The sequence below is a fragment of the Bartonella sp. DB5-6 genome (genome assembly GCF_000278115.1).
Classification (GTDB): Bacteria; Pseudomonadota; Alphaproteobacteria; order Rhizobiales; family Rhizobiaceae; genus Bartonella; species Bartonella refiksaydamii.
This window is the reverse complement of the sequence record NZ_JH725134.1, coordinates 10,977-19,618: the sequence shown is the minus strand read 5'-3', so window position 1 is coordinate 19,618 and position 8,642 is coordinate 10,977. Positions and strand designations below refer to the sequence as shown.

6 protein-coding genes and 5 pseudogenes are annotated in these 8,642 nt (G+C 38.6%); 6 read left to right on the top strand and 5 right to left on the bottom strand.

Going from position 1 to position 8,642, the window contains the following annotated elements; all coding sequences use genetic code 11:
* From MCO_RS10725 to MCO_RS09640, 5 genes and pseudogenes are all read left to right on the top strand, one after another.
* A pseudogene (locus tag MCO_RS10725) lies at positions 1 to 189 on the top strand (hypothetical protein); the annotation flags it as partial.
* 138 nt (positions 190 to 327) lie between these two features.
* Positions 328 to 1,129 (top strand): annotated as a pseudogene (locus MCO_RS09655) (ERF family protein).
* 1 nt (position 1,130) lies between these two features.
* Entirely contained in the window at positions 1,131 to 1,754 is a 624-nt protein-coding gene (locus MCO_RS09650) for a lambda exonuclease family protein (protein WP_007554296.1), read from the top strand.
* Positions 1,755 to 1,871: 117 nt separating this feature from the next.
* Entirely contained in the window at positions 1,872 to 2,090 is a 219-nt protein-coding gene (locus tag MCO_RS09645) for a hypothetical protein (RefSeq protein ID WP_007554294.1), read from the top strand.
* Positions 2,091 to 2,096: 6 nt separating this feature from the next.
* A pseudogene (locus MCO_RS09640) lies at positions 2,097 to 2,267 on the top strand (integrase); the annotation flags it as partial.
* A gap of 27 nt (positions 2,268 to 2,294) precedes the next feature.
* Here the strand turns inward: MCO_RS09640 and MCO_RS09635 are convergent.
* Together MCO_RS09635 and MCO_RS09630 are read right to left on the bottom strand one after the other, a co-directional pair.
* Positions 2,295 to 3,491 carry an RNA-guided endonuclease TnpB family protein gene (locus tag MCO_RS09635; protein WP_007551915.1) on the bottom strand — a complete coding sequence of 399 codons (1,197 nt, stop codon included), beginning with the start codon at positions 3,489 to 3,491 and terminating at the stop codon, positions 2,295 to 2,297.
* A pseudogene (locus MCO_RS09630) lies at positions 3,488 to 4,112 on the bottom strand (IS607 family transposase). Before MCO_RS09630 ends, MCO_RS09635 begins: the two are co-directional and overlap by 4 nt.
* Before the next feature lie 57 nt (positions 4,113 to 4,169).
* Between MCO_RS09630 and MCO_RS09625 the strand changes: the two are divergent.
* A pseudogene (locus MCO_RS09625) lies at positions 4,170 to 5,030 on the top strand (tyrosine-type recombinase/integrase); the annotation flags it as partial.
* A 705-nt stretch (positions 5,031 to 5,735) separates the two neighbouring features.
* Here the strand turns inward: MCO_RS09625 and MCO_RS09620 are convergent.
* From MCO_RS09620 to MCO_RS09610, 3 genes are all read right to left on the bottom strand, one after another.
* Positions 5,736 to 6,341 carry an invasion associated locus B family protein gene (locus MCO_RS09620; RefSeq protein WP_007554286.1) on the bottom strand — a complete coding sequence of 202 codons (606 nt, stop codon included), beginning with the start codon at positions 6,339 to 6,341 and terminating at the stop codon, positions 5,736 to 5,738.
* A complete protein-coding gene (locus MCO_RS09615) occupies positions 6,338 to 8,386 on the bottom strand; it encodes a Vomp family autotransporter (protein ID WP_007554284.1) in 2,049 nt (682 codons plus the stop codon). The genes MCO_RS09620 and MCO_RS09615 overlap by 4 nt, the downstream gene beginning before the upstream one ends.
* A 19-nt stretch (positions 8,387 to 8,405) precedes the next feature.
* A partial coding sequence (locus tag MCO_RS09610) for a hypothetical protein (RefSeq protein ID WP_007554282.1) occupies positions 8,406 to 8,642 on the bottom strand: 237 nt, incomplete at its 5' end.

The following is an 8,642-nucleotide window of genomic DNA, read 5'->3' as shown; positions in this document are numbered from 1 at the left end:
TTGCGTGATATCATCCGCAACAACACTGACTGCTCCTTGCGTGGAGATGAGACTGTCAATATTTTCAAAAGTACCAACATCAATCAGCAAACCGCAAGTGGAATAGAAAAAGTCGTACCAGCAGCAAGAATCACAGCAAAAGGTATGAGTGTGCTGTCTCAAGAGCTTAAAAGACAAAGCATGTATTAAGAGCAACAATCATGAAAAAGAAATACGAACTACTAATTTTATAGTATCTCTATAAGCCGTTTCTAACCCCACAAACAACTTCTTAACACAAGCGTGATTCACGCCACGGGGGAATTGCGCGCAATGGAGGAAATCAAGATGAGTGAACTAAGTACCATGCAAACGGAATTAGTGGAAAAAACGAATGATTGTGAAATCAAACCAACTGCTATGGAAGGTATTTTAAACAGAGTCTTAGAAAATGATGTCGATATGGACCGTCTCGAGCGTCTCATTGCCTTACGAGAAAAAGAAATAGAACGACAAAACTACGAAAGATTTGCCAAGTGATCTTTCGAATATGCAAATAGAATATCAAAAAATACAAAAAAACTCTACAAACACCCATACAAACAGCAAATATGCTACGCTTGATCAGTACATTGATGCTGTAAAGAACGCGCTTGCAACATACAACTTTGCTTTGTTTTCTCGTATCAAACATAAAACAGAAAAAAATGTTACCATAGAAATAACTCTGTCTCATCCTTCAGGCAATGAAATATCAACAGAAGGAACATTTCCAATTGACAGTACAGGCAGCAAAAATAACATTCAATCTGTTGGCTCTACCATCACTTATGCACGCAGATATCTCTTAGGCATGCTTCTTAATGTAGCAAGCAAAGAGGACGATACAGATGGTCAAACGCAAACCAAAGAAGGCGATATAAATAATCAAAAAGTTTCCTCTAAACAGATAAAGCAAATCAAAGAATTAATTAAAGAAACAGGGACAAATAAAAGTAGTCTTTTCTCTTATGCAAGAGTAGAAAAGCTAACAGATATGTCTTGTGAAAAAGCAGAATTGGTTTTGGGGCATTTGGAAAGAAGGAAAAATATTCAAAAAGAAAAAGCTCTACAATCGCTCCCACCACAAGAGCAACAACAGGCGGTGTGAGATGGAACAAAGAACAGCAGAATGGTTTCAAGCGCGCTTGGGTAAAGTCACCGCATCAAACATTTACAACATACTCAGTAAAACTACAAAAGGATTGCCTACAAGCAAATATGAGGACTACAAAATCAAACTCATAACAGAACGTTTAACAAGGGAAATAAGCCCCTATTATGAAACTGAAGATATGCGTTGGGGCGTTGAACATGAGGATGATGCCTTGAAAGAATATGCATTCATTTATGATGCCGATATAACAAAATGCGGGTTTATCCAACACCCCACAATAGAAATGGCGGGGGCTAGCCCTGATGGTCTTATTGGAGAAGATGGATTAATCGAAGTCAAATGCCCGAGATCAGTAAACCATATGCGCTTTTGTATAAGTGACGAAATCAAGCCTGAATATCACGCACAAATGCAATTCCAAATGGCTTGTACAGGACGCAAATGGCGTCACTTCATTAGCTATAATCCACAATTTGTAGGTAGATCTACTGGTTTGAGAATGAAAATCAAACGCGTCCACCGTGATGAGAAACAAATTGAAGAGATTAATAAAGCTGTTGAAGCCTTTTTAGCAGAAATAGAACGAGAGATACAACAACTCTCAACAAAAGCTGCTTAAACACTATGGGGGTGCTTTTCCCCTCGCACCACCACTCATTCCTAAAAACTTTCAACATTCAACATATGCGTGATTCACACCATAGGTGAATTGCATCTAAATGTAAGGAGAAAAGATATGGCACATCGCCCACCTACTATTACGCAACCAGCCATTGCACGCACTTTACGAGAAGCAAAAAAACAAGGATGTGAACTCGTAGAAATCAAACCTACCGGTGAACTGCTTATCTATCTCAAATCCGATATTCCACTACCAAATTCAGTTAGCAATCCAGATAAACTTTTAGATTTGTCAAAGAATGAATATTACGAAACCGCGCTCTCTAAGATGTAAAATACCATGCCTAAACCACGTCCTCCTCATCTTGTGAAACAAATTACCCAACATGGCAAAATTGTATGGTATGTACGCATTGGTCATGGCAAACGCATTAGAATTCGCGGGACCTATGGAACGCAAGAGTTTGTTGATAACTACAAAAGCGCACTTGCCGAATTACAAGGCATCATCCGTTCTACCAAACTTATGTAAATATGATCATTTCTGATTAAATATACTGTTGATTTCCTGCTTCTTTGAGGCTGGTTTCACCAAAGTCACAAGACATTGGCCAGAGCCTTCCTCTCCACAGGCTGACACGGTGGAACTCACCGCCAAGTTTTTTAAATTAATCGCGGCATTAATATCTCGATCATGGTGTGTACCACAATGAGAACATCTCCACTCACGTATGTTAAGAGGCAATTGTTCAATCTTACATCCGCAATGATGGCAGATCTTACTGCTCGCATACCAACGATCTGCAATAACAATCTGTCGACCATAGCGTGCCGCCTTATATTCCAATTGACGGCGAAACTCGAAAAAACTTTGATCTGCAAGGGCACGCGATAAATGCTGATTTTTCAGCAAGCCTTTTACATGAAGATCTTCCAGACAAAATGTACCAAAACGCTGAATTAAATCTGTTGTAACCTTATGCAAATTATCCGTTCTTATATTGCTTATCCGAGCATGAAGCTTAGCGAGTTTTTGTTTCTCCTTATGGCGATTGTTCGAGCCTTTTTGCTTACGACTTAAACGCCGTGATAAGCGCCGTAAACGATTTAGCAAAGCCTTATAAGGTTTAACGCTTCCTATGGTTTCTCCTGTCGAAAGCGTTGCAAGTGCATTGATGCCCAAATCAAGACCAACAATAGCTTGGTTCTCGCTTAGTGACTCTTGATTATCTGTTTCAACGCTAAGACTTACAAACCACCGATCCGCTTTACGGCTGATGGTTGCTGACAAGATCTTTCCTTGAAATCGCAATTGTTCTCGCAGACGAACCCAACCAAGTTTGGGAATTCTTATCTTGGAACCTTGCAACTGTATTTGATCATTGGTCAAAGTAAAACGATCGTGCACTCCTTTCTTTCTAAAAGTGGGATATCGGCTTCTCCCTGAAAAAAAATTCTTAAAAGCCACACCCAATTGAATAATTGCCATTTGTGGAGCATTTTTAGTAACTTCCATCATCCATGGAAATTGTTCTCGTTTTAGAGAATTGAATTGTCTACGTAGCGCATAGTCATTAGGCTTTGGTAAATTATTATCTTTCTTCCACGCTTCATATTGCTGCTGCCATTCCTTCAGTGCCCAATTATAAGCAAAGCGCGCGCAACCACTGGCTCGAGCCATGTAGCTTCGTTGTTTATTATTTAAGTCTAGAGCTATTTTGTGAGCAACAATCATTGCGATGCCTCTACAGCTTGACGAACATTCTCTAATAACCTTTGATTTTTTCTCGAACGACTTCCATAAAGACGAGCACTAAAGACAGTAATAATTTCTAAAACATCTTTGGCTAAATCCTCTTCAAAACTGCTTTCTTCTCCTTGATTGAGAATGACAACCTCAACTTGTTTGGCTTCACAAATGGTGAAGACCAATTCTGCGCCAAAGCGCAATAAACGATCTTTATGCGTAATCACCAAACGACCTATTTCATTTTCAATGAGAGCATCCAATAAACGTTTAAGACCCTTTTTACGATAATTCATCCCTGACCCTAAATCAGAGATGAGTTCACAAGTCCAACCTTGGCTTGCGCAATAAAGCTCAAGAACCTGTTTTTGTCGCTCTAAATCGTCTTTTTGATCATGGCTTGATACACGCGCATAAGCAATGGTCTTTCTTTGAGAAAGTTCTCTCGAATGAAAAAGCTCAGGTCTAAGCTTGGATAGGTCATAACGGCGGTGTCCTCCTGCCGTATGCTCAGAAACAATTTTGCCTTCACCTTCCCAACGACGCAAAGTGCTAATCGAAACACCCCAAAGCTTGAGCGTCCTCACCTATCCCAACAAATCTATCCATAATGTATATTAGTACACCGATATAAATAGATTACAAATAAACTGTTAAAGCCCCCAAAAACCTAAAGTAGGTAAACTTGTTGAAGGGTCATTTGCATGGCTGCTTAAACAGTATTTTAACAGCGTTCATTGGCATAGCTTTGCTAAAGCTACGAAAAGACAAAGAGAACTCACCCTTATGAAGGTATGTGATACCATAGGAAACATTCCATACAGAGAAATAAAGAAATCACATATTACAGCGGGTATTGAACGCCGCAAAGAAAAACCAACAGCTGCCCAAAATTTTCTAAAAGCACTTAATGGTCTTTTTAATTGGGCGATTGATCAAGAACTTCTGGAGAATAACCCAGCATTAGCACTCAAAAGACCTCCTCTCAACAACAAAGATGGATTTGCTGTTTGGACAGAAGAAGATGTTGAAAAATATTATCACCATTGGTCACATGGTTCACATGAACGGGTCTGGATTGATGTTCTTCTTTACACGGGTTTGCGTCGTGGTGATACGGTACGAATTGGTTGGAAAGATGTCAAAGATAATATCTTTCATCTCAAGACAGAGAAAAGCAAATATCAAACAGATGTTTTTCTACCCATTTTGCCTGAATTAGCAGAAACTCTTAAAATTGGTCCTATTGGTGAAGAAACATTTATTTGTAGCAAATGCGGAAAAAAAACATCTAAAGATAACTTTAGCAAAATGTTTTATAAAGCATGCAACCAAGCAGGTATTAAAAAATCAGCACATGGTTTGAGAAAATTAGCCGCAACACGTGCTGCTAATTCAGGAGCAACGGTATCACAATTGAAAGCACTTTTTGGTTGGACGGACGACAGCATCCCATCCCATTATACAAAGAGCGCAGATCGTAAAAGATTAGCACTAGAAGCGATAAAAAAGCTCACAAAAAGTTAGGGATTGAGGCAAAAAAACATTATAAAATCAATAACCCCAAAACCCCTTACTTTCAAAATAAGACATTGATTTAATTCTTCCTCATATCCCTCTTTATGAACTTGAAAACATAAATTCACTGTTTACATTCATTTTTGTAACTTGCTAACTTCTCTTTTATATAGTTGGCATAGAATGCGTCTTTATTATGAAAGGGTTAATTTATGCTACTAGAGAATTTTTTGAAAATAATATCTCTTTGTATTCACAAGATAACAGTGTTATAATTGCGCTTTATAAATGACTGAACGCTCATACCACTACCATCAAAATAACTGCAGTACTTCAACGGGGAGTTATTGATGTCAAATAAAATTATTCTAAAAATCCATCAAAACTTTCACAAAAGACAAACTAACCCTCCCCTTGTTCGAGAGAAAGCGGTATTTCTGCCATTTTTAACTGATTGCTCTCAGTTATTTTTTTACTGTTAACAATCAACGTACTGCGCTCTATAAGACCTGTAAAAAAACTCACTCTTGGTTTTCTATTATATAGAAACAGTTTCTTATAATTTTACATTTGTAAAATTCACTTCTTGTGTGAATAAATTATCTCTATAGCATATTGTATAAAATTTCTTATTCATTGCCTCTTCATTTTAACTTTGAAAATACCACACTAAAATTTATGAAAAAATAATTCTACTAAAGCCTTCTACACAGTCTATCGTTGTAAAGAATTGAGTGCTGTACTTAACCCTTTAAATGGTACAATAAAAGAAAATATCTTTCCCTCTTTAATCTTATAGGAAATACGCACTTTTTTGTTTTGCTCTATTTGTTTACTAAGAACTGGTCCTATAGGCGATTGAGCTAAACAGACCGTTTCATTGCACCGCGTATAATGAATGAGAAGAGGCTTTTTAACACCTTCCAAGAACATTCGAAGTGGAACATTTGTATCAGTATTTGGCAATGTTCGAAAAAGCATTACTGCTTGACCATTTTTCGCAGAAACAAGAGACCAACTAAAAATAGTATTATCTTCCTGATCATGAACAGTCTGAGTCACATTACATATGCCTTGCTTACGCTTTTGTTTTTCATCCTCTTTTTCATCGCAAATCAAAGTCCAATTATAAAATTGCATAATGATCCGACGTGTTTCACCAAGTTCTCCCTTAGGAATAGATAAATGCGGTGGATGTATCGTATAAATATTACTATTCTCATTGGCGAGGCTTACGCCCCTGCCTATGAAGGCTAGGGCGAATAAAATTACCAAAATATTTTTCTTTTTTATAATGATATTAGTTTTTTGTATTATCATCTCAACCTCAGAGTAATCCCTGCACCTACCCCCCAATGCCCTCCAGCACTCGTTACAGACAGATTAGAACGGATGTTGCCATCTTCAGATGTATAACCAGCACCAATAGCAAAGGCAGATTGACTACGCCATACACCACTACCAAACGAAACGCTTAAAGAGCCAGGCGTATCATAGTAACGTAAGTTAGATACTGCCAAACCAATGGCTGCTGCTTGTCTTGCTTCTTTCCGGACATCTTCAACCGCATAACTTAACTTTTCAAACTTCATATCTGTATATGATTTGGACTCATCAACAGCGTTATTTACTGTACTACTGATCTGATTATCAGTGTACTTTTTCGCATCATCAAGAACTACCTTCATCTGCTCTTCAGTATAATCATGCAATTGACCTCCATTGACTGCTTCCTTAGAGCCATTTTCTATACGACCATCAGAGACATTGTCTATCAATACTGGATCACTTTCATTTCCACCTAACAACGTGATTTTATTGCTCTTATGTCCTTCAACATCTTGATCATACTTAACAACACCGTTCGTAACCGTACTTTCAATATTTTGTACTTGCTTATCAATATTACTTACTTGATTTTCAACTGCGGTAACCCTCTCATTCGTCTCAAAAAGCTGACCGCCATTCACAGCATCCTTCGAGCCCGCTGAAACTGTACCATCCGATACATGCATAATCTTGCTGTCTTTACCTGCATGACCGGCAGTATAAGCTCCTTCTTCCTCATTCCAATTTAAACTGTTCGACGAAACATTTTGCGCTACAGTATTAATGCGGTCGTTGATACTTGACATACTGCCATTAACACCTTCAAAAGCAGACGCAACATTATCATAGACCTTCTTATCACCCGCGCTACCATCCAATTTAAATTGCGAAACTTGGAATGTTGGAGCGGTCCATGCTCCATCTTTATACCCAGCACCTCCTCCAAAATACAATGCTAGCGTCTGGCTGAGCTGATAGAGCTGCGAACCATTAACTGCTTCCATCGACACTGCTGAAAGCGCTCCATCTTTTACACCAGAAAGAGTCCGTGCACCACCATCACTATTTGCAATACTGATGCTTGTTCCATCTTTCTCACCACCAATCGTGATAACTTTTGTCTTCTCGTCTTGCTTAATTAGATTATCACCTTTTACTGTGGTAATTTGATTAGTAATTTCAGTTTTAATCTCATTTTGAACCTTGGTAATTTTGCTGCTGACATTCGTGAAAGAACTGCCAACACCTTCAAAAGCAGCCGCTACATTATTATAGGTTGTTTCTTCTTCTTGACCATCATCCTTAACAGTTTTTACCTTAAATGCTGGAGCTGTCCAAGTTCCTTCGCTAAAGATAGCGCCACCACCCAAAAAACCTGCAAACTGCTGGCTCAGAGAGTAAATCTGAGAACCATTGACAGCGTCCGTTGAGTCAGAAGTAATGTCACCATTCGTAAGAAACGTGATCTTGCTACTTGTCTTTGCATTTCCCTCACCATGCTTAGCTATAAATGCACTATCACCCTCGCTCCATGATAAGGAATCCCCTTCCACTTTAGTAACTACATTATTAACTTGCTCAGTAACTTTATTCTGAACTTTCGTTATAAAAGTACCAACTCCCGCCAAAGCTTCCGCAACAGTTTTATATTCCTTATCTTCAACAGCACTTCCATCAGCATTAACTGTTTTAACCTTAAAGCTAGGAGCTGTCCATGCTCCATTCTCATATTTAGCGTTACCACCCAAATAAGTAGCAACCTTATCACCAAGTAAATAAAGCTGACCTCCATTAACCACATCATGCGAACCCTTAGCGATCAAGCCATCGGCTACATTATGAACTGCAACTGGTTCAGAATCTTTGCCTTTTCCAAAAGTCACACTCTTGTAATTAGTGCTGCCATTGTCATCCTCGTTCTTATCGTAAAGAACAACTGCTGAATCTTCTGACTGAAGACTATTAGAAAGATCTTTCAAACCCTTATCAAACTGTGCCTTGTTAATTGCTTCATTAGAATTAACGGCTTCCTTCACACCAGAAAGTGTACGATCCTTACTCTCCTACATCAAACGTTTTTACTGTAAATGTTGGAGCTGTCCATGTGCCTTCCTTATACGAAGCACCGCCACCAAAATACTTCGCAACTGTATTATTCATAGAGTAAAGCTGGCTTCCATTCACTGCATCCGTTGAACTTTCTGAAATTGTTCCTGCCTGAAGTGACGTGATCTTGCTGCTGTCTTTATTTCCTCCATGTGTTGCTGCAAAGGCATCTTTATCCTTGTCCCA